General features: G+C 55.6%; 13 protein-coding genes and 1 riboswitch. Of the genes, 11 read left to right on the plus strand and 2 right to left on the minus strand.

Going from position 1 to position 22,410, the window contains the following annotated elements:
• Positions 1–86: 86 nt before the first annotated feature.
• Complete coding sequence (locus CCASEI_RS02675) at positions 87–1,100, plus strand: NADP-dependent oxidoreductase (RefSeq protein ID WP_006823201.1); 1,014 nt, start codon at positions 87–89, stop codon at positions 1,098–1,100.
• A 38-nt stretch (positions 1,101–1,138) separates the two neighbouring features.
• Here the strand turns inward: CCASEI_RS02675 and CCASEI_RS02680 are convergent, their stop codons facing one another.
• A complete protein-coding gene (locus tag CCASEI_RS02680; protein ID WP_006823202.1) occupies positions 1,139–2,095 on the minus strand; it encodes a DUF3068 domain-containing protein in 957 nt (318 codons plus the stop codon).
• Between the two features lie 519 nt (positions 2,096–2,614).
• Between CCASEI_RS02680 and rpoB the strand changes: the two genes are divergently transcribed.
• The 10 genes from rpoB (at position 2,615) to tuf (ending at position 19,503) form a co-directional block, all read left to right on the plus strand.
• Positions 2,615–6,112 carry a DNA-directed RNA polymerase subunit beta gene (rpoB, locus tag CCASEI_RS02685; RefSeq protein WP_025387074.1) on the plus strand — a complete coding sequence of 1,166 codons (3,498 nt, stop codon included), beginning with the start codon at positions 2,615–2,617 and terminating at the stop codon, positions 6,110–6,112.
• Between the two features lie 148 nt (positions 6,113–6,260).
• Positions 6,261–10,256 (plus strand): DNA-directed RNA polymerase subunit beta', encoded by a 3,996-nt coding sequence (locus tag CCASEI_RS02690; RefSeq protein ID WP_006823204.1) that lies wholly within the window; start codon positions 6,261–6,263, stop codon positions 10,254–10,256.
• Between the two features lie 193 nt (positions 10,257–10,449).
• Positions 10,450–10,568: riboswitch (TPP riboswitch) on the plus strand.
• Positions 10,559–11,164, plus strand: coding sequence for an ECF transporter S component (locus CCASEI_RS02695; RefSeq protein ID WP_006823205.1), 606 nt, complete (start codon positions 10,559–10,561; stop codon positions 11,162–11,164). It overlaps the preceding riboswitch by 10 nt.
• Positions 11,164–12,519 (plus strand): ABC transporter ATP-binding protein, encoded by a 1,356-nt coding sequence (locus CCASEI_RS02700; protein ID WP_025387075.1) that lies wholly within the window; start codon positions 11,164–11,166, stop codon positions 12,517–12,519. The genes CCASEI_RS02695 and CCASEI_RS02700 overlap by 1 nt, the downstream gene beginning before the upstream one ends.
• Positions 12,512–13,282, plus strand: a complete 771-nt coding sequence (locus CCASEI_RS02705) for an energy-coupling factor transporter transmembrane component T family protein (RefSeq protein ID WP_025387076.1) — start codon at positions 12,512–12,514, stop codon at positions 13,280–13,282. The genes CCASEI_RS02700 and CCASEI_RS02705 overlap by 8 nt, the downstream gene beginning before the upstream one ends.
• A 262-nt stretch (positions 13,283–13,544) precedes the next feature.
• The gene (locus tag CCASEI_RS02710; protein ID WP_225868432.1) at positions 13,545–14,270 is read left to right on the plus strand and encodes a nucleoside/nucleotide kinase family protein; all 726 of its coding nucleotides are present in this window, start codon (positions 13,545–13,547) and stop codon (positions 14,268–14,270) included.
• Between the two features lie 313 nt (positions 14,271–14,583).
• Entirely contained in the window at positions 14,584–14,955 is a 372-nt protein-coding gene (rpsL, locus tag CCASEI_RS02715; RefSeq protein WP_006823209.1) for a 30S ribosomal protein S12, read from the plus strand.
• A gap of 6 nt (positions 14,956–14,961) precedes the next feature.
• Positions 14,962–15,429, plus strand: coding sequence for a 30S ribosomal protein S7 (rpsG, locus tag CCASEI_RS02720; RefSeq protein WP_006823210.1), 468 nt, complete (start codon positions 14,962–14,964; stop codon positions 15,427–15,429).
• Between the two features lie 365 nt (positions 15,430–15,794).
• Positions 15,795–17,924, plus strand: a complete 2,130-nt coding sequence (gene fusA / locus CCASEI_RS02725) for an elongation factor G (protein WP_025387078.1) — start codon at positions 15,795–15,797, stop codon at positions 17,922–17,924.
• 388 nt (positions 17,925–18,312) lie between these two features.
• Entirely contained in the window at positions 18,313–19,503 is a 1,191-nt protein-coding gene (gene tuf / locus CCASEI_RS02730) for an elongation factor Tu (protein WP_006823212.1), read from the plus strand.
• A gap of 112 nt (positions 19,504–19,615) precedes the next feature.
• On the opposite strand, the gene ppc is transcribed toward tuf, so the two are convergent.
• Entirely contained in the window at positions 19,616–22,390 is a 2,775-nt protein-coding gene (gene ppc / locus CCASEI_RS02735; RefSeq protein ID WP_025387079.1) for a phosphoenolpyruvate carboxylase, read from the minus strand.
• Positions 22,391–22,410 lie beyond the last annotated feature (20 nt).

The following is a 22,410-nucleotide window of genomic DNA, read 5'->3' on the forward strand; positions in this document are numbered from 1 at the left end:
CCCACACACAAAATACTTGACACGCTCCGCGCTTGCGCTTTAACTCAGCAGAAAATACCACCCAGCTTTTAAAAGAAGGTCCCATAATGTCCAACATCACAAGCATCCACATCCAACTCATCAACCGCCCCAACGGATGGCCAACGCATGATGATTTCCGCGTGGAGTCAGTTGAGTACGGTGAGCTTGAGCCGGGACAAGTTCGCGTTCGCAATGAGTTTGTATCGGTTGATCCGTATATGCGTGGGCGCATGAATGACACCCGCAGCTATGTTGCGCCATTCGCGCTCGGGGAGACCATTACCGGTGGCGCGGTTGGCCGCGTGGTCGAGTCGGCATCGGACTCCCTGCACATTGGCACCGCGGTATTGCATCAGCATGGCTGGAGCGATGTCATTCAAGCAGACGCGGAAACCTTCCGCCCAGTGCCTGATATCGAAGGTGTTCCGCTGTCAGTGCACCTTCACATTTTGGGTATGACGGGGCTTACCGCTTATGTTGGTCTGACGGCTATTGCCGGGCTGAAAGAAGGTGACACGGTGTTTGTCTCCGGCGCGGCAGGGGCTGTGGGCACAGCCGCTGGCCAGATTGCCAAGCTACTGGGTGCCGGGCGCGTTATTGGCTCAGCAGGTTCGGCTGAAAAGGTTGCATTGCTAACGGAGAAGTACGGCTATGACGAGGCCTTTAATTACAAGGAAGTCAACGTCCGGGAGCAACTGGCCGTTGTAGCGCCAGAAGGCGTGGATGTGTACTTCGATAACGTCGGTGGGGACCACCTGGAAGCAGCTCTCGATGTCATGAAAGACGGCGGGCGCATTGCTCTGTGTGGCGCCATTGCGGGGTATAACTCCACCGACCGCACGCCAGGTCCGGACAATATGGCCAACATCATCACGCGTGGGCTAAAGCTTGAGGGATTTACCCTGGCCAACTATCTGCACCTGGCGCCGGAATTCCGTGAGAAGATGACGCCATGGTTTGCAGAGGGCCAGATTGCCTACGATGAGACGGTTGTTGATGGCATTGAGAATACTGTCGATGCCTTCCTTGACATGATGTGGGGCGCTAACACCGGCAAGATGCTGGTCCGCGTCATCTAGGTCCCTTTAATTACCGTAGAGCTTAGGAGCTGCAAGCTCTAAGCCCGACGGCGAGGCCAGAACGTGCCGATTAAGCCCAGCAGAATGATGATTCCGCCGGCGATGAGTAGTGAAAGTCGCACGGTGCGGGCGGTGGATTCGCGGGGGATATCTGCTGCCTGAGCGAGCATCGCTGCGCGGTCTTCTTCTGTGCTTGATGCGTTGAGAACTAGCGCGTCATGGTCGGCGTTGCCTTCGCGGTCAGCGTAATAATCATGAATGTCCACGTCCATGCCCACTAGCAGCCCGGTCTCTTGGTCGACGTAAAGGTCGCGGGTACCGGAGTGGAAAAGATAGCCAGCCTCAGTGCCGCCTTCTTCAGTTTCCAGCTGGGTGGTGTTGAATGCCCCAGCGTAAAGAGTCGCAACGTTCACCGGTTCAATTTCTTGGTGGTAGCGGTAAACCGTGCGGCCTTCCATGTCGAGTTCTTCTTCAAACACGGCATCGCGTGCCTGGCGCAAGGTTGGATCGAATGCCGGGTAGGTGGTCTTCTCGGCGTTGGAGGGGAACTTGAACCAGTAGCCATCGACAGCCGAAGTGGCCATTGGTGAAGCGAGCTGGTAGCTAATGTCTGCCTCGCTGGTGGCCTCACCAGTCACGCGGTCCACGGTGTAGCTCCAGATTTGAGCCTGAACTAGGTTCTCAATCGCATCATCTTCGCCCTCGCCGCGAAACGTGGATTCTCCAATGCTAACCGTCGCGTTCTGCTCATCCGCTGGGTCCTGGATATCCACATGCATCTGATAAGTGACGACGCCGTTGTATTCCTCGGTGCCTTCTTCACTAATTTCCTGCGCGGTGCCATTGTCATCTGTCAACGTATATGTTGCGCCGGTCAGGTCTAGCGGAAGGCGAGCGCTGGAATGAAGAAACTGTGGGGCAACAATGCCCGCAACCAGCAACGCGACACCGAGACCTAGCAGCACAATGGATATAACTCGAGACTTAGGCAGCATGGGGCATTAGTCTACCCGGCACCATGAGGATCTCTTGACGCGCGGGCCGAATGTTTCATAATCCGAAAGCCTCATGGTAGATTGCCGCGGTAGGACACAACGCGCAATGGCGCGTGAAATCCGCCCACAGCTGATGCTGAGAAGTTGAAGAAGATTCATGGAATCTAAAGCTTCTCCTAGGTGCTCGAGAATCTCCGATATGGAAATTCTTCGACAAACGCTTAGAATGCACACTGTGCTTGAACTGCAAAGATCCGGAGTAGTTCGCGCAATAGTCTGTGTCGAATAAAAAAGTCAAGTCTAACTTTACATGGGGGCATATTTAGACTAGGCTGTTTCTTTGCGCTGGAATCCGGATCTTCAGTGCGCATTTAGCCTTGGCGAACAGTAATGGTAAAGCTGATTTGACAGGGTGATTTTGTGCTATCTGAACCCGACTATTCCACAGCAGACCGAATGCTAAATCTACCAGCGGTTTTCGTTCCTCAAGGTGGTTCTTGAGGAAACGTTCCGCGTGAGGTGCTGGAAGGACCCATCTTGGCAGTCTCCCGCCAGACCAAGTCAGTGGCCAATATCCCTGGAGCTCCGAAGCGTTATTCGTTCGCTAAAATTAGCGAGCCAATTGCGGTTCCGGGCCTCCTTGATCTACAACTTGAATCGTTTTCATGGCTCATCGGCACGCCTGAGTGGCGTGAGCGTCAGCAGGAAGAGCGCGGCGCTGAAGCCCGCATTTCCTCTGGCCTCGAAGACATCTTGGACGAGTTGTCCCCAATTCAGGACTACTCCGGCAACATGTCTTTGTCGCTGTCCGAGCCACGCTTTGAACCGGTGAAGAACACCGTTGATGAGTGCAAGGAAAAGGACATTAACTACTCTGCACCGCTGTACGTCACGGCAGAGTTCATCAATAACGACACCCAGGAAATTAAGTCTCAGACCGTCTTCATTGGTGATTTCCCAATGATGACCGATGAGGGCACCTTCATTGTCAACGGCACCGAGCGTGTTGTTGTTTCTCAGCTGGTGCGTTCCCCAGGTGTCTACTTCGACCAGACTATTGATAAGTCCACGGAGCGCCCATTGCACTCCGTGAAGGTCATCCCATCCCGCGGTGCATGGCTCGAATTCGACGTGGACAAGCGCGACACCGTTGGTGTGCGTATTGACCGCAAGCGTCGTCAGCCAGTCACCGTATTGCTGAAGGCATTGGGCTGGACCGAACAGCAGATCCGCGACCGTTTCGGTTTCTCCGAGTTGATGATGTCCACTCTGGAATCCGACGGCGTTGCAAACACCGACGAAGCATTGCTGGAGATCTACCGCAAGCAGCGTCCAGGTGAGCAGCCAACCCGCGATCTTGCACAGTCCTTGCTGGACAACTCCTTCTTCCGTGCAAAGCGCTACGATCTGGCACGCGTTGGCCGCTACAAGGTCAACCGCAAGCTGGGTCTTGGTGGCGATCATGAAGGTCTGATGACCCTGACCGAAGAAGACATTGCAGTCACCCTGGAATACTTGGTCCGTCTTCACACTGGTGAGCGTGAGATGAAGGCACCTAACGGTGACACCATTCCAGTAAACACCGACGACATCGACCACTTTGGTAACCGTCGTCTGCGTACTGTTGGTGAGCTGATTCAGAACCAGGTTCGTGTTGGCCTGTCCCGTATGGAGCGTGTTGTGCGTGAGCGCATGACCACCCAGGACGCAGAGTCCATCACTCCTACCTCTTTGATCAACGTTCGTCCTGTTTCTGCAGCTATCCGTGAGTTCTTCGGAACTTCCCAGCTGTCGCAGTTCATGGACCAGAACAACTCGCTGTCGGGTCTGACACACAAGCGTCGTCTGTCTGCGCTAGGACCGGGTGGTCTGTCCCGTGAGCGCGCCGGCATTGAGGTTCGAGACGTTCACCCATCTCACTACGGCCGTATGTGCCCAATTGAGACTCCCGAAGGTCCGAACATTGGTCTGATCGGTTCCTTGGCTTCATACGCTCGCGTGAATGCTTTTGGCTTCATTGAGACTCCTTACCGCAAGGTTGAGAACGGCCGCGTCACTGACGAGGTTCGTTACCTGACCGCGGATGAAGAGGACCGCTACTCAATCGCGCAGGCTGAGGTTGAGCAGGACGCTGAAGGCAACATCATCGGCGACCGTATTGAGGTTCGTCTCAAGGACGGCGATATCGGCGTGACCGACGCTAACGGCGTTGATTACGTTGACGTTTCTCCACGTCAGATGGTCTCTGTTGGTACCGCGATGATTCCATTCTTGGAGCACGACGATGCTAACCGTGCACTGATGGGTGCGAACATGCAGAAGCAGGCTGTTCCACTGGTTCGTGGCGAGGCACCTTGCGTTGGTACCGGTATGGAGCTGCGCGCTGCATACGATGCTGGCGATATGGTTATCACCCCGAAGGCTGGTGTTGTAGAAAACGTCAACGCTGACCTCATCACCATCATGGACGATGAAGGCATCCGCGACACCTACATGCTGCGCAAGTTCGAGCGCACCAACCAGGGCACCAACTACAACCAGACTCCTCTGGTCAACATGGGCGACCGTGTTGAGGCAGGCCAGGTGCTTGCTGATGGTCCAGGTACCCACAACGGTGAAATGTCTCTTGGTCGTAACCTGCTCGTGGCGTTCATGCCATGGGAAGGCCACAACTACGAGGATGCAATCATCCTGAACCAGCGCATTGTGGAAGAGGACATCTTGACCTCCATCCACATTGAGGAGCACGAGATTGATGCTCGTGACACCAAGCTGGGTGCAGAAGAGATCACTCGTGAGATTCCAAACGTGTCCGAAGATGTTCTTCGTGATCTGGATGATCGCGGCATCATCCGCATCGGTGCAGATGTTCGCCCAGGCGACATCCTGGTAGGTAAGGTCACTCCTAAGGGTGAGACCGAGCTGACCCCAGAAGAACGCCTGCTGCGCGCCATCTTCGGTGAGAAGGCTCGTGAAGTTCGCGACACCTCCATGAAGGTTCCTCACGGTGAGACCGGCAAGGTTATTGGCGTTGCTCGTTTCTCCCGTGAAGATGATGATGATTTGGCACCTGGTGTCAATGAGATGATCCGTGTCTACGTTGCTCAGAAGCGTAAGATCCAGGACGGCGATAAGCTCGCTGGCCGCCACGGCAACAAGGGCGTTGTGGGTAAGGTTCTGCCTCCTGAGGACATGCCATTCATGGCTGACGGCACCCCAGTTGACGTCATCTTGAACACCCACGGTGTTCCACGTCGTATGAACATTGGTCAGGTTCTTGAGTTGCACCTGGGCTGGCTGGCAAAGACCGGCTGGACCGTGGACACTGAAGATCCAAATAATGAGGAGCTGCTGAAGACTCTGCCTCCAGAACTCTATGACGTTCCGGCTGACTCTTTGACTGCAACGCCTGTCTTCGACGGTGCAACCAATGAGGAACTGACCCGTTTGCTGGCTTCTTCCAAGCCAAACCGTGATGGTGACGTCATGGTGAATGAGAACGGTAAGGCACAGCTTTTCGATGGCCGCTCTGGCGAGCCATACATGTACCCAATCTCGGTTGGCTACATGTACATGCTGAAGCTGCACCACCTCATTGATGAGAAGATCCACGCACGTTCCACCGGTCCTTACTCCATGATTACCCAGCAGCCACTGGGTGGTAAGGCACAGTTCGGTGGCCAGCGCTTTGGTGAGATGGAGGTGTGGGCAATGCAGGCATACGGCGCTGCTTACACCCTGCAGGAACTCCTGACCATCAAGTCCGATGACGTGGTTGGTCGTGTCAAGGTCTACGAGGCAATTGTTAAGGGCGACAACATCCCGGATCCAGGTATTCCTGAGTCCTTTAAGGTGTTGCTCAAGGAGCTGCAGTCCCTGTGTCTGAACGTTGAAGTTCTTTCCACTGACGGCACTCCAATGGAGCTTTCTGGCACCGACGAAGATGATCTGGAATCCGGTTCTTCCATGGGCATTAACCTGTCCCGTGATGAGAACTCTTCCGCAGACATCGCTTAACAAGTGCTAGGCGTCGCAAGCGCCTAAACCCGCAGGACTGCAATTTGCAGTCGTGTGCAGTTTGGGCGCAGGCGATGGATGAAACGTTAATTAGAACTAAAAGCCAATCAACTTCCTCCGATTCAGGAGGATGAAAGGGAGACGTTACGTGTTCGACGTAAATCTCTTCGACGAGCTTCGTATTGGACTGGCCACCGCCGACGACATTCGCCGTTGGTCTAAGGGCGAGGTTAAGAAGCCTGAGACCATCAACTACCGCACCTTGAAGCCAGAAAAGGACGGCCTTTTCTGTGAGCGTATCTTTGGCCCTACCCGTGACTGGGAGTGCCAGTGCGGTAAGTACAAGCGTGTCCGCTACAAGGGCATTATTTGTGAGCGTTGTGGCGTTGAGGTCACGAAGTCCAAGGTTCGTCGTGAGCGCATGGGCCACATTGAGCTCGCTGCGCCAGTAACCCACATCTGGTACTTCAAGGGTGTCCCATCCCGTTTGGGCTACCTGTTGGATCTTGCTCCGAAGGACCTGGAGCGCATCATCTACTTCGCAGCTAACATCATCACCTCTGTTGATGATGAGGCTCGCCACAATGACCTGTCTACTCTCGAGGGCGAAATGCTCTTGGAGAAGAAGGACGTTGAGGATGACGTTCAGGCTGAAATCGCTGAGCGTGCTTCCAAGCTGGAAGATGACCTGGCTGCACTCGAGGCAGAGGGTGCTAAGGCTGATGCCCGCCGCAAGGTTCAGAATGCTGCTGATAAGGAAATGCAGCATATTCGTGAGCGCGGTGAGCGTGAGGTACAGCGTCTGGATGAAATCTGGAACACCTTCAACAAGCTTGCTCCAAAGCAGATGATCATTGATGAATCCATCTACGAAGAGCTGGTTGACCGCTACGAGGATTACTTCACCGGCGGCATGGGCGCGGAAGCTATCCAGACCCTGATCCGCAACTTCGACCTCGACGCAGAGGCAGAAGAGCTGCGCGACATCATCAACAATGGCAAGGGCCAGAAGAAGATGCGTGCGCTCAAGCGCCTCAAGGTTGTTGCTGCATTCCAGCGTTCGGGCAATGACCCAGCTGGTATGGTCTTGGACTCCATCCCAGTGATCCCACCAGAGCTGCGCCCAATGGTTCAGCTTGACGGTGGCCGCTTCGCAACCTCCGACTTGAACGACCTTTACCGTCGTGTCATCAACCGCAACAACCGCCTCAAGCGCATGATCGACCTCGGTGCACCTGAGATCATCGTGAACAACGAGAAGCGTATGTTGCAGGAATCTGTTGACGCACTGTTTGACAACGGCCGTCGTGGCCGCCCAGTCTCCGGTCCTGGCAACCGTCCACTGAAGTCCTTGAGCGACCTGCTCAAGGGTAAGCAGGGTCGTTTCCGTCAGAACCTGCTGGGTAAGCGTGTTGACTACTCTGGTCGTTCCGTAATTATTGTTGGTCCTCAGCTGAAGCTGCACGAGTGTGGTCTTCCTAAGCTGATGGCTCTGGAACTGTTCAAGCCATTCGTGATGAAGCGACTGGTTGAAAATGACTACGCGCAGAACATCAAGTCCGCTAAGCGCATGGTTGAGCGTCAGCGTCCAGAGGTATGGGACGTTCTGGAAGAAGCAATTTCTGAGCACCCAGTTCTTTTGAACCGTGCACCAACCCTGCACCGTCTGGGCATCCAGGCGTTCGAGCCAAAGCTGGTTGAGGGTAAGGCTATTCAGCTGCACCCACTGGCTTGTGAAGCATTCAACGCCGACTTCGACGGTGACCAGATGGCAGTTCACCTGCCACTGTCCGCAGAAGCACAGGCTGAGGCTCGTGTTCTGATGCTGTCCTCCAACAACATTCTCTCCCCAGCGTCGGGTAAGCCACTGGCTATGCCACGCCTGGACATGGTGACCGGTCTGTACTTCCTCACCATGAACAAGCGCGAGGATGAAATTGGTGGCAACGGCCGCTACGCACCAGCGGATGAGAACGGTCCTGCACAGGGCGTGTACTCCTCCTACGCAGAAGCCATCATGGCTTATGACCGTGGTGTCCTTGGCCTGCAGGCTCCAATCAAGGTTCGCATTGATCACCTGCGTCCAACTGAGGCAATTGAGGCAGCTCAGTTCCCAGACGGCTGGACCAAGGGCGAGTCCTGGATGGCTGAGACCACCCTGGGTCGCATCATGTTCAATGAGCTCCTGCCATGGAACTACCCATACCTTGAGGGCGTCATGGTCCGTAAGGGCGGCTCCAAGGACATCGTCCTGCTCGGTGACGTCATCAACGACCTCGCTATCAAGTACCCAATGATCACCGTGGCGCAGGTGCTGGACAAGATGAAGGATGCCGGTTTCTACTGGGCAACCCGCTCTTGCGTCACCATCACCATGCACGACGTTCTGGTTCTTCCAAACAAGACCGAGATGCTCGAGTCTTATGAGAAGGAAGCAGAGCGCATTGAGCGCAAGTACTGGGATCAGGGTGCGCTGACTGAGCGTGAGCGCTACGACCGTCTGGTTGAGCTATGGAAGGATGCAACCGACTCCGTGGGTAACGCGGTTGAGGCTTTGTACCCTGACGACAACCCAATTCCGATGATCGTTAAGTCTGGTGCAGCAGGTAACATGCGTCAGATCTGGACCCTGGCCGGCATGAAGGGCATGGTTGTGAACTCTAAGGGTGACTACATCACCCGTCCGATTAAGACCTCCTTCCGTGAAGGTCTGTCGGTTCTGGAGTACTTCAACAACTCCCACGGTTCCCGTAAGGGTCTGGCGGATACCGCTCTGCGTACCGCTGACTCCGGCTACCTGACCCGTCGTCTGGTTGACGTTGCGCAGGATGTCATCGTTCGCGAAGACGACTGTGGCACCCGTCAGGGCGTTCGCGTCCCAATCGGCGAGGAAGTTGCTGAAGGCACCTACGCTGTTCACGAGCTGTGGGAGACCTCAGCTTCGGGCCGTGTTGTTGCAACCGATGTCAAGGATGCTGAAGGCAACGTTGTTGCTGAAGCAGGCGCAGACCTCACTGAGGAACTGACCGACAAGCTGGTTAACGCAGGCGTTACTGAGGTCAAGGTTCGCTCCGTGCTTACCTGCCAGACACCAGCCGGTGTTTGTGCAAAGTGCTACGGCAAGTCCATGGCTTCTGGCCAGCTGGTCGATATCGGCGAAGCCGTCGGTATTGTTGCAGCGCAGTCCATTGGTGAGCCTGGTACCCAGCTGACAATGCGTACCTTCCACCAGGGTGGTGTCGGTGGCGACATTACCGGTGGTCTGCCTCGTGTTCAGGAGCTGTTTGAGGCACGTAACCCTAAGAACCGTGCACCAATCGCTTCTGTCGATGGCACCATCTCGCTGTCTGATGAAGGTAACTTCTGGACCTTGACCATTACTCCGGACGATGGTTCGGACAACGTGGTCTACGAGAAGCTGTCGAAGCGTCAGGGCCTTGCTCAGGTTCGTCGCCCAATGGAGTCCAACCCGAACGCGATGATCGAGCGCTCCTTGCGTGACGGTGACCATGTCACCACCGGTCTTCGTCTGATGCGCGGTGCGGCTGACCCACACGACGTGCTCGAGGTTCTCGGTCGCCGTGGTGTGGAAAAGCACCTCATTGATGAAGTTCAGGCTGTTTACCGTGCTCAGGGTGTGGCCATCCACGATAAGCACATCGAGATCATCATCCGTCAGATGCTGCGTCGCGGTACCGTCATCGATTCGGGTAACACCGACTTGCTGCCAGGTACTCTGGTTGACCTTTCCGAGGCACGCCAGATCAACGCCACGATGCAGGCAGAGGGCAATGAGCCAGCACAGCTGCGTTCAGAGATCATGGGTATTACCAAGGCTTCCTTGGCTACCGAGTCTTGGCTGTCTGCGGCGTCCTTCCAGGAGACCACCCGCGTGCTTACCGATGCCGCTATTAACAAGCGCTCCGATAAGCTAATCGGCCTCAAGGAGAACGTCATCATCGGTAAGCTGATCCCAGCTGGTACCGGTATCTCTCGCTACCGCAACATCTCCGTTAAGCCAACCGAGGCTGCCCGCAACGCGGCATACTCGATTCCGACTTACGGCGATTCCATCTACGGCGACGACGGCTTCGGTGAGTTCACCGGCGCTTCCGTCCCACTGGATGAGGACTTCACCTTCTAAGGGAATTGTTCACGGAAGAAATTCCGTGGCCACTTTCCGGGAGACTTAGAAGTAGTCCCTGCGAGATAAGGGCAGCGCCCGCGCACTGATTTTTCAGTAGCGCGGGCGCTGCCGTTTTGTTTTGCCCACGTGGTGGTTCAAGGCGAGATATTTGCCATGCGTATGAGCACTCTGGTAGTTCTTGAGGAGCATCATATTCATTTACGGGTGCTCGCAAGCAAAGTGCGGGCTGAGACCCCTGGCGCAGGCGCTGGGAAACCGTCGAACTTGAACCGGATAATGCCGGCGAAAGGATAAAAGAAATGGTTACTTTAGCTAACCCTGCTCGCACTCTCAGTTGGCGAGTCGTAGACATTATCGTTGCTTCCATCCTCGCAGTAGCCTGCGGCCTAGTGTTCGTCTTTTGGAACTCAGTTGGCTACGCCTGGTTTATGGCCATGGACGCACTCACTCCCGGTCTTGGTGGATTGGCAACCGGCATTTGGCTCGCCGGCGGTGTCATCGGTGCGCTGGTCATCCGCAAACCGGGCGCAGCAATCTACGTGGAAACTCTCGCGGCAACTGTCTCGGCTGTCTTCGGCTCCCAGTGGGGACCAGAGACTTTGTACTCCGGCCTGGCACAGGGTTTGGGCGTGGAAATCGTCTTCGCTATCTTCCTCTACCGCCGTTTCAGCCTGACCGTCGCAGCGCTGGGCGGTATCGGCGCGGCCATCGGAGCGTTTGTCCTCGAGCTGTTTACCTCCGCGAACATCGCTAAGTCCTTGGAATTCAACCTCATTTACCTCACCTGCCTGGTAATCTCGGGCGCAATCCTCGCGGGAGCACTGAGCTTCTTCGCGGTGAAAGCTCTGGCTAAGACCGGTGCCTTGGACCGTTTTGCCGTAGGACGCGAGCAGCGCGAGCGTTAATGCCACAGATTGTTGCCCGCGGGCTGAGCTGGCAACATGCCGGCCGGCATCAGCCCGCAATTAATGAACTAGACCTGAGCATTGAACACGGCGAACGTCTTTTACTCGCCGGTGATTCAGGCTCCGGAAAGTCCACGCTCATGGCTGCTCTCGCGGGTGTGCTGGGAGGGGATGATGAAGGCACTTTGCAGGGTGAGCTCACTATCAATGCTGCTAATGTCGGCCTCGTCCTACAAGACCCTGACTCGCAGGTCATTGCCTCGCGCGTGGGAGATGACGTCGCCTTCGGGTGTGAAAACCTCGGCCTTGAACGCGATGACATCTGGCACCGCGTGCACCGCAGCTTAGAAATGGTGGGCCTTGACCTCGACATTGATCATCCCACTGCGCGGCTATCCGGCGGGCAGAAGCAACGCCTGGCGCTAGCGGGGGTTATTGCCATGGGTGCGGAAGTCATCTTGCTGGATGAACCCACCGCGAACTTGGATGCGCAAGGCGCTGCCGATGTCGTCGCGGCGGTAAACCACGTGGTGGAAGAAACCGGCGCCACGCTGATAGTCATTGAACACAACTACAAAGATTGGGCGCCGGTTTTGAATCGCGCCATCGTGTTGCATCACGGCGCGAAGGTTTATGACGGCGACGTGCAGCCAGCCATCGAGGCACGTAAGATTACAGATCTTCCGGTGGCACGCACACAGCTTGCCGATGCTTCTTCGGCGCTGTGCTCCAAAGACCTCATCACGCGCTTTGGTCCGGCACGTACTTTGGCGATTCCCGAAGGTGCATCGACAGTTATCACCGGTGCAAACGGCTCTGGAAAAACCACCTGGTTGATGACCATGGCAGGGCTTATTGACCCTATCTCCGGCGAGTTGGGATATTCCGACAGCGTGCGCAAGGGACTAGCTAAGTCCCCGCACAAGTGGACTTCAGCGCAGCTGGCACACCGCATTGGATACGTCTTCCAAAACCCAGAACACCAATTTGTCGCGCGAAGCGTCATCGACGAAATGCGGGTCGGTCCGCAGGTCATGGGGGAGAAGGTCGACCAAGACCGCATCGACAAGCTGCTGGAGCGACTCCGGCTAACCTCTTTGGTCAATGCCAACCCGTTTACTCTGTCCGGTGGCGAAAAACGCCGACTGTCCGTGGCAACGGCTCTGGTAACCGCACCTGAAGTGGTGCTATTGGATGAGCCGACTTTTGGCCAGGACCCGCAGACCTTCGCGGAGCTCGTGCGCATGATTCGTGAGTTGGCTGACTCCGGTGTCACCGTGGCATCCATTACCCACGATGAACTATTTATTTCGGCTCTGGCTGATGCCCACCTGGTGGTGAGCGCCCATGCCTAACCTGATTCGTGGGGTCAATCCGCTCACGCGCTTGGCGCTGATACTGCTTATCACCACCCCGCTGCTGTTGTCTGTGGATTGGGTGAGCGCTGCCGTCTCATTGCTGGTTACTTTTATCTTCGCGCCCCTGTGCGGCATCGGGCTTGTGCGATTGCTGAAGATGTCTTGGCCGCTGTTTATCATCTCACCTATTTCCGGCATTTCGATGTTGCTCTATGCGCAAGAAGGTGGAAGGGAATATTTCTCCTTCTTCCTGGCTACGGTGACTGACAATTCCATCGAGCTTGCCCTGGCCATGATGCTGCGCGTGCTGGCGGTGGCCTTGCCCGTCATTGTGCTCGCGCGCGATATCGACCCAACGGAACTCGGCGATGCCCTCGCACAAATCCTCCGGCTTCCCGCACGCTTTGTCATCGGCGCGGTAGCTGGCGTGCGCATGCTGACCCTGTTTAAAGACGACTGGCAAGCCATGACGCAGGCGCGACGCGCACGCGGACTAGCGGACCGCGGAAAAATAGCTCATACCTTGTCCATGTCCTTCGGCCTGCTGGTTCTTGCCCTGCGCCGCGGCGGCAAGCTTGCCACCGCGATGGAAGCGCGTGGCTTTGGCCGCCCCATTCCCGGCGGAAACAAACGTACCTGGGCACGAGAATCAAAGCTCACCCGCACCGACTGGATAGTCATGCTGTGCAGCCTGATACTAGCCAGCCTTCCCGTCATCATCTCCGTCGCCACTGATTCCTGGCGCTTCCTCGGGCTCTAACGCAAAATCGCTGAACGCGAATTTGCGGACTAGTCGACGTAATTTTGCGTTAGAGCGGAAGGCAGAAGGAGACTTGCGAATAAGAAGAGCAAAGTTCGTACCCGAAATCGATTTAGCGCCTACCATGAGAAGGACGTAGTTCGGGCCGAAACTTTTGGCAAAGCATTTGAAAGGTGTGGCTAGGAAAGCACAGAATCGCGTTGAAGATCGAGATTACGATAAACAAGTATCGACGCAGTTCTTAATGGCTAATCCCAATTCCATGACACTGATTATTGAAACCATCATTGACCTTGCGGACAACACGGAAGGCGTGCCCAACGGATTTCTGCCGAATGACGAAGGTGATATTGGAGAAATTACGCCCGTTCCAGTCGGCCAAGAAGAGGCTGAGCAGGAAGTAGTGGAAACTACGTCTTTTGAGCAGGCACAGGACTTGCTGGAAGACAACATCGCAAGCCTTGCAGCAAAGCGCAACAAGCCCATGCGCCCGGTCACAGTACTTATCGATGGCCCTTCGGGCGCCGGCAAGACATGGTTCGCAGCACGGCTTTCAGAGCACATGCTGTGGCAAACCGTGCATCTAGATGAGTTCTATCCCGGCTGGCATGGACTGGAAAAGGGCAGCGACATGGTCAAAAGCCAGGTGCTGCGCAAGATGAACCCGGGATATTGGCGCTGGGATTGGCATGCCAATGCTCCCGCTGAGTGGTACAGCCTCGACGGCCGCGATGACCTTATCGTGGAAGGCGTTGGCGCCGTGACGGAAGAAAACATTGCGGCCGCAGCGCGACGCGGATCAGTTATTACGGTGATGGTCACCGGGCCCCGCGAAGCACGACGCTCCCGCGCATTGGACCGTGATGAAGGCTATGAAGACTGGTTTGAAACTTGGGAGCGTCAAGAAACTGAACACTTCGCGCGGCTATTTGAAGCCGACCTGAAACCAGACTTGGTGTGGGAGTGGCAGTACCGCGCGGAGCAGTAATGAAGCAGTGATCGGATAGTCGCAGATCAGAGGAACAATTAGAGCACAACCGCGTTTTGTTAAAACCGGTGAGGCTTTGGTAGTGTTAGCGGAAGTTCGTTGCATTTTGTGACGAAGAGTCTGAACCTTTTCTCAGCAACACACACCAGTCAGTTGTGACTCGGTGGGGAATAGGTATCTGGACACGCGGTAGGACCCCGGAAAAGAGTCCTTATTTTTGCGTGTTTAGGCATCTATTTCGCACCGCGGCGCATGAATCTGGTGAGATACGTTGACGAGGCAAGAAATTTCTACCACTTAAGAAAGACTGATAATGCCAACTATTCAGCAGCTGGTCCGCAAGGGCCGCCATGATAAGCGCACCAAGGTCGCTACTGCTGCGCTGAAGGGTTCCCCTCAGCGTCGTGGCGTATGCACCCGCGTTTACACCACCACTCCTAAGAAGCCTAACTCCGCTCTGCGTAAGGTTGCACGTGTGCGCCTGACCACCGGTATTGAGGTTTCCGCATACATCCCAGGCGAGGGCCACAACCTGCAGGAGCACTCCATGGTGCTCGTTCGCGGTGGTCGTGTGAAGGACCTTCCTGGTGTTCGTTACAAGATCGTCCGTGGCTCCTTGGATACCCAGGGTGTTAAGGACCGCAAGCAGGCCCGTTCCCGTTACGGTGCTAAGAAGGGACAGTAATTAAAAATGCGTAAGAATGCTGCTCCAAAGCGTCCCGTAGTCAAAGATCCAGTTTACAACTCTGAGCAGGTTACTCAGCTGGTAAACAAGGTCCTTCTCGACGGTAAGAAGTCCACCGCAGAGCGTATCGTTTACGGCGCTCTGGAGATCTGCCGTGAAAAGACCGGCACCGATCCAGTAGGCACCCTGGAAAAGGCTCTTGGCAACATCCGCCCTGACCTTGAGGTTCGTTCCCGCCGTGTTGGTGGCGCAACCTACCAGGTTCCAATCGAGGTTCGTCCAGGCCGTGCAAACACCCTTGCACTGCGTTGGATGGTCACCTTCACCCGTCAGCGTCGTGAGAACTCCATGATCGAGCGTCTGGCAAATGAGATCTTGGATGCATCCAACGGTCTGGGCGCTTCCGTGAAGCGTCGCGAAGACACCCACAAGATGGCTGAGGCTAACCGCGCCTTCGCTCACTACCGCTGGTAGTTTGTGGCTGACCATGACCCGAGCAACACACCGGTTAAGTTCGTTCTGTTTCGCTAGCGTGCTAGCCGTTACAGCGACCCAGGCCTTTTAAGCGCCTTGGGCCGGATAACTTAAAAATGTGATTTGCTCGGGTCATCGTTTTCGATGCATATAGAGCAAACTGGTCACTAATGAGCACTCTGAATCACAATAAAAGTTCGTGTAGCAATTCTTAAGATAAATTTCATCTAAGAATTCGCTCTCTGGGCTGCTAATGAGCGCAAATAGTGGCAAGATTGATCGAGAACTAATGTACGTAACTGCGTTTGTTTAAGAGATGAACTCTCTTGGGCGAACGTGACAACAAACGAGTTGGGGTATTAACCGTGGCACAAGAAGTGCTTAAGGACCTGAAGAAGGTTCGCAACATCGGCATCATGGCGCACATCGATGCCGGTAAAACCACCACGACCGAACGTATCCTCTTCTACACCGGTATCAACCGCAAGGTAGGCGAGACCCACGACGGCGCATCCACCACTGACTGGATGGAGCAGGAGAAAGAGCGCGGTATCACCATTACCTCCGCTGCTGTTACCTGTTTCTGGGAGGGTAACCAGATCAACATCATCGACACCCCGGGTCACGTTGACTTCACCGTTGAGGTTGAGCGTTCCCTGCGTGTTCTTGATGGCGCTGTTGCTGTCTTCGACGGCAAGGAAGGCGTTGAGCCACAGTCCGAGCAGGTTTGGCGTCAGGCTGCGAAGTACGACGTTCCACGTATCTGCTTCGTGAACAAGATGGACAAGATGGGTGCAGACTTCTACTACACCGTCAGCACCATCGTTGACCGCCTGGGCGCAAAGCCATTGGTTATGCAGCTGCCTATCGGCGCTGAAGATGACTTCGACGGCGTTGTCGACTTGCTCGAGATGAAGGCACTCATGTGGCCTGGCAAGACCGCGATCGGCACCGAGGCTACCGTTGAGGAAATCCCTGCTGACCTGGTTGACAAGGCTAACGAGTACCGCGAGAAGCTCGTTGAGACCGTTGCTGAGTCCGACGAAGAGCTCATGGAAAAGTACTTCGGTGGCGAGGAAATCTCCATCGACGAGCTGAAGACCGCTATCCGCAAGATGGTCATCAACTCCGAGATCTACCCTGTTTACTGTGGTACCGCGTACCGCAACAAGGGTGTTCAGCCATTGCTCGACGCTGTTATCGACTTCCTTCCTAACCCACTTGACGTGGGCGAGGTTCACGGCCACGCTGTTGGCAATGAGGACGAGGAGCTTACCCGTAAGCCTTCCATCGAATCCCCATTCTCCGGCCTGGCGTTCAAGATTGCAGCTCACCCATTCTTCGGTCAGCTCATCTTCGTCCGCGTGTACTCCGGCAAGGTTACCCCTGGTGATGAAGTTCAGAACACCACCAAGGGCAAGAAGGAGCGCATCGGTAAGCTGTTCCAGATGCACGCCAACAAGGAAAACCCTGTTGAAGAGGCAGTAGCTGGCAACATCTACGCTGTTATCGGCCTGAAGGACACCACCACCGGTGACACCCTGTCCGACCGCGCAAACCCAATCATTCTGGAGTCCATGGACTTCCCAGATCCAGTTATCAAGGTTTCCATCGAGCCTAAGACCAAGGCCGACCAGGAGAAGCTGGGTACCGCTATTCAGAAGCTTGCTGCTGAGGACCCAACCTTCACCGTTGAACTTGATGATGAGACCGGCCAGACCGTTATCGGCGGCATGGGCGAGCTCCACCTGGACGTTCTTGTTGACCGCATGAAGCGCGAATACAAGGTCGAGGCAAACATCGGTAACCCACAGGTTGCTTACCGTGAGACCATCCGCAAGACTGTTCAGTCTCTGGATTACACTCACAAGAAGCAGACCGGTGGTTCGGGTCAGTTCGCAAAGGTTATCGTCTCCATCGAGCCTTACAACCCAGATCCATCCGAGCTGGAAGAGGGCGAGTCCGCAACCTACAAGTTCGAGAACGCCGTTACCGGTGGCCGTATTCCTCGTGAATACATCCCATCCGTTGACGCTGGTATCCAGGACGCAATGCAGTACGGCTTCCTCGCAGGCTTCCCACTGGTTAACGTTAAGGCAACCCTGGAAGACGGCGCTTACCACGACGTTGACTCCTCGGAAATGGCCTTCAAGTTGGCTGGTTCCCAGGTTCTGAAGGAAGCTGTTGCAAAGGCAAAGCCAGTTCTGCTGGAGCCTTTGATGGCAGTGGAAATCACCACCCCAGAAGAGTTCATGGGCGACGTTATCGGTGACGTTAACTCCCGTCGTGGACAGGTCAATGCAATGGAAGACCGCGCTGGCGCCAAGCTGGTTAAGGCAAAGGTTCCACTGTCTGAGATGTTCGGCTACGTTGGCGACCTTCGTTCCCGCACCCAGGGCCGCGCTAACTACTCCATGGTCTTCGACTCCTACGCTGAGGTTCCATCCTCCGTATCCCAGGAGATCATTGAAGAGCGCACCGGCGGCTCCAAGTAAGCCACCTGCTCTAAACGCTGCCTGAACAAGACTTGGCTGGTATTTTCCGCCAGTTGAACCAACCAAGTCCAGGTAGCATTTGAGGAGGGTAGGGGTCACGCTGAAGCAGCAGGTAGAATACTGTTGGTTGAGCTGGCCGTTACCCTCCTAGGATCCCAGATGATTCTTGTCGAGGACTAACGTCCGCACAAATCTTCCGCGGACAATTTCAAGCCCCTTTAGCTGGTTTGAAAAATCCGTGGCATAAATCTAGGATCGTGTAACTGGCACGAAAAGAAAGCGTCATGTGCGCTTGGGACTATCTTTCGGGATATTCCAGGTGCCGTGACAACTGTCAACCACGTGGCTGCGAAAGTCGTAGTCACAATGAAGTCCAGGAGGACATACAGTGGCAAAGGCTAAGTTTGAGCGTTCGAAGCCGCACGTAAACATCGGCACCATCGGACACGTCGACCACGGTAAGACCACCACCACCGCAGCTATCACCAAGGTTCTGGCTGACCAGTACCCTGATGAGAACGAAGCGTTCGCTTTCGACATGATCGATAAGGCTCCTGAGGAGAAGGAGCGCGGTATTACCATTAACATCTCCCACGTTGAGTACTCCACCCCTAAGCGCCACTACGCACACGTAGACGCTCCAGGCCACGCCGACTACATCAAGAACATGATTACCGGTGCTGCTCAGATGGACGGCGCTATCCTGGTTGTTGCTGCAACCGACGGCCCAATGCCACAGACCCGTGAGCACGTTCTTCTTGCTCGCCAGGTTGGCGTTCCTTACATCCTCGTTGCACTGAACAAGTGCGACATGGTTGACGATGAGGAAATCATCGAGCTCGTTGAGATGGAAGTTCGTGAACTTCTGGCTGAGCAGGAGTTCGACGAGGAAGCTCCAATCGTTCACATCTCCGCTCTGGGCGCCCTGAACGGCGAAGAGAAGTGGGTTAACTCCGTTATCGAGCTCATGCAGGCTTGTGACGACGCTATCCCAGACCCAGTTCGTGAGACTGAGAAGCCATTCTTGATGCCAATCGAGGACATCTTCACCATTACCGGTCGTGGCACCGTTGTTACCGGTCGTGTTGAGCGCGGTCAGCTGAAGGTCAACGAGGACATCGAGATCATCGGTATCCAGGAGAAGTCCATCTCCACCACCGTTACCGGTATCGAGATGTTCCGCAAGATGATGGACTACACCGAGGCTGGCGACAACTGTGGTCTGCTTCTGCGTGGTACCAAGCGTGAAGAAGTTGAGCGCGGCCAGGTTGCTATTAAGCCAGGCGCTTACACCCCTCACAAGAAGTTCGAGGGCTCCGTCTACGTCCTGAAGAAGGAAGAGGGCGGCCGCCACACCCCATTCATGGACAACTACCGTCCACAGTTCTACTTCCGCACCACCGACGTTACCGGTGTTGTGAAGTTGCCTGAGGGTGTTGAGATGGTCATGCCTGGCGACAACGTCGACATGTCCGTTGAGCTCATCCAGCCAGTTGCTATGGACGAGGGCCTGCGCTTCGCTATCCGCGAGGGCTCCCGTACCGTTGGTGCTGGTCGTGTGACCAAGGTTGTTGAGTAAATCTTTACTCTCTAACTAACGCTTAATCCGCTTTCCTCCTTGTTGGGGAAAGCGGATTTTTGCTGTTTTGGTACTTACCAGCTAGAACAGAACTAACTCGAACTAGCCTGAATTAACCTGAAGTACGCAATCCCGTGGCAAGCCCGTTCATGGTGACTTGGATGGTCTTCGACACTAGGAATGAGTCGTCGCCGGCACGGTAGCGGCGCAGCAGCTCAATCTGAATCGCGTTAAGCGGCAGCAGATTAGGGTAGCGGCGCTGTACTGAGCGCTCCAGACGCTCATTGCCGGCCATCAGGGAATCATGGTCAGTAATGCGATGGAAGACCTCGCGGGTAAGAGCGTATTCTTCCGCGATGGTGTTGTACACGCGCTGCGACGTCTCAATATCATCAACCAAGGTGGAGTAAATCTTCGCTAAATCCATGGAAGCCTTGCCCATGACCTGCGCCATGTTATCCAGCACGGAGCGGAAAAATGGCCATGCGTGGTATAGCGTACGCAGGTCATCCCAACGAGCATCATCATCGCCAGCCCAACGCGTGATGCCGGTGCCGACACCGAACCAGCCGGGAAGATTCACGCGCGACTGCGACCATGACAACACCCACGGAATTGCACGCAAGTCTGCAATGGACTCGGTTTGCTTGCGGGCCGTCGGGCGTGAGCCCATGTTCAAATCACCAATCTCATGCAGCGGTGTGGACTGGGTGAAGTAGTCAATGAATCCCTCATCATGGCGCACCAGGCTGGCGTATTTCTCGCCGGCGAGCCCGGAAATTTCCCGCATGATGCTATAAGCACGCTCTGGTTCTTTCAGCTTTTCCGTATTCAAAAGTGAGGCTTCTAGCGTGCCCGCGACAAATGCTTCCAAGTGACGGCGAGCAGTGGTTGCTGTGCCATAGCGAGCGGAGATGACCTCACCTTGTTCGGTGATGCGTACTGAGCCGCGCACTGCGCCTTCTGGCTGTGCCAAGATGGCGTCATAGGTCGGTCCACCACCGCGGCCCACAGCGCCACCGCGGCCATGCGAGAAACGTAAACCGATACCGTGGGTATTGCAGGCCTCAACAATCTCCAGCTGCGCGTCATAGAGCGCCCAGTTGGCGGAAAGATACCCGCCGTCCTTATTAGAGTCCGAATAGCCCAAAACAACTTCTTGGGTGTCTCCGCGCCCACGCAAATAGTCACGGTAGAGCGGTACATCCCATAGCTCCTGTAGAATCTTCGCGCCGGCCTTCAAGTCATCGATGGTTTCAAACAGCGGTGCGATATCCACGGAACCCACCAGTCGCCCGCGCGCAGGATCGAAGCTCAGCAGGCCAACCTCCTTGAGCAACACCATCGGCTCCAGAATGTCACTTACTGTGCCTGTCATAGAGACAATGCAGTGCGGGACGACATCGACGCCGAGCGTGTCCACGGCGTCTGCTGCTGCCCGAAATATCCCCAGTTCCCTCTCAGTCACCTCGCTATAGGTTGCAGACCACGGGAAGGTCAGCGGACGTGCAGAAGTCAGTTCAGCAGCTAACAGTTCGCGCTTGGCTTGCTCATTCAGGCCCTTATAGCCAGCACCAGAAGCAGTGACACCCGCTCCCGCGAAAAGCTCATCCAGCACCGCCTCGAAGGACTCTGAGTTCTGGCGTAAATCCAAGGCGTTGAGGTGGAAACCGAAAGAGTCCAGCGCGGAGCGGATACGCAGGAGGCGGTCATCGGCAATGATGGCGTCATTGAATTGGCGCAGCGAGCGGTCAATGATGTCCAGCTCGGCCTTAAACTCTGCCGGAGAGCTATAGGGCGCAAATTCGTTGACCTCATCTTGAGCTGCGTCTTTAACACTGTCTCCTGCGATACTTGCTCGCGTCGCAGTCATGCGCCCCAGCACGCCGTGGATAGCGCGACGATAAGGCTCATCCACGCGGCTTGGAACGTCGTTATTGCCGCGCGCGGCTAACTCCTGCAATTCCGCAGAGCTTTCTGAATACCTATCGGAGATGCTCAGCTCCTTTTCCAACAACCCGAGCTGGTCCACGTGATACTCCAGCACCGTGTCCGCAGCCGTACGCGTGGCATAAGTCAGCGTCTCACCGGTGACGTACGGATTGCCGTCATGGTCACCGCCGATCCAGGAACCGGTACGCACCACCTGACGGTTGGGCACTGCGCCGCCAAAAACGTCTCGCAGGCCCGCAATCGTGTCGCGATTAATCGCAGGTACCTGCTCCAGCAAGCTGCGCTTGAAATAGCGCAGACCCACATTGACCTCGTCCTCAATCTGCGGCCGGGCAATTCGAATTAGCGCTGTTTGCCACAAGATGGTCATACGCAAGTGCGCCTCACGCTCAATCTCAGCTAGGCGCGTAATCCGCCGCGGTGTCTGCGGCTGTGCCAGAATCCCGTGGCGCTCGCGCAGCAGTTTGATAATGCGCTTTTGCACATCAAAGACCGTGCGTCGTCGCGTCTCTGTCGGGTGCGCAGTAAAGACAGGGGAGACCAGTGCTGCATCCAGCACGCGGGTGACTTCGCTGGTGCTCACGCCATCGGCAGCCTTCAGCTTGGCCAGCACGCCTTCCAATGAGGCATCGGGAGCATGCTCGCCCGAGTCTTCGCGCGCTGCCAATGCCGATTCATCATCCAAGTCCTCTGCGATATTCGCCATCAGCGCAAAGTGGCTAAAGGAACGCGCAACCAAATTGATTTTGTTCTCATCCACATCGCGAAACGTCGATAGCAAAGCCTCGGCGTCTTCCTCACCGCGCGCCACACCAAACGCGAGCCGGCGGGTGGACTCCACCAGCTCGTATACGTCCTCGCCTTCCTGCTCAGCGATAACCCGGCCGAGGATTCGACCAAGCAAGCGGATATCGTCGCGAACCTGTTCACTCATTGCGCTGGAATTCCTTTCAG

This window comes from Corynebacterium casei LMG S-19264 (assembly GCF_000550785.1).
Taxonomy (GTDB): domain Bacteria; phylum Actinomycetota; class Actinomycetes; order Mycobacteriales; family Mycobacteriaceae; genus Corynebacterium; species Corynebacterium casei.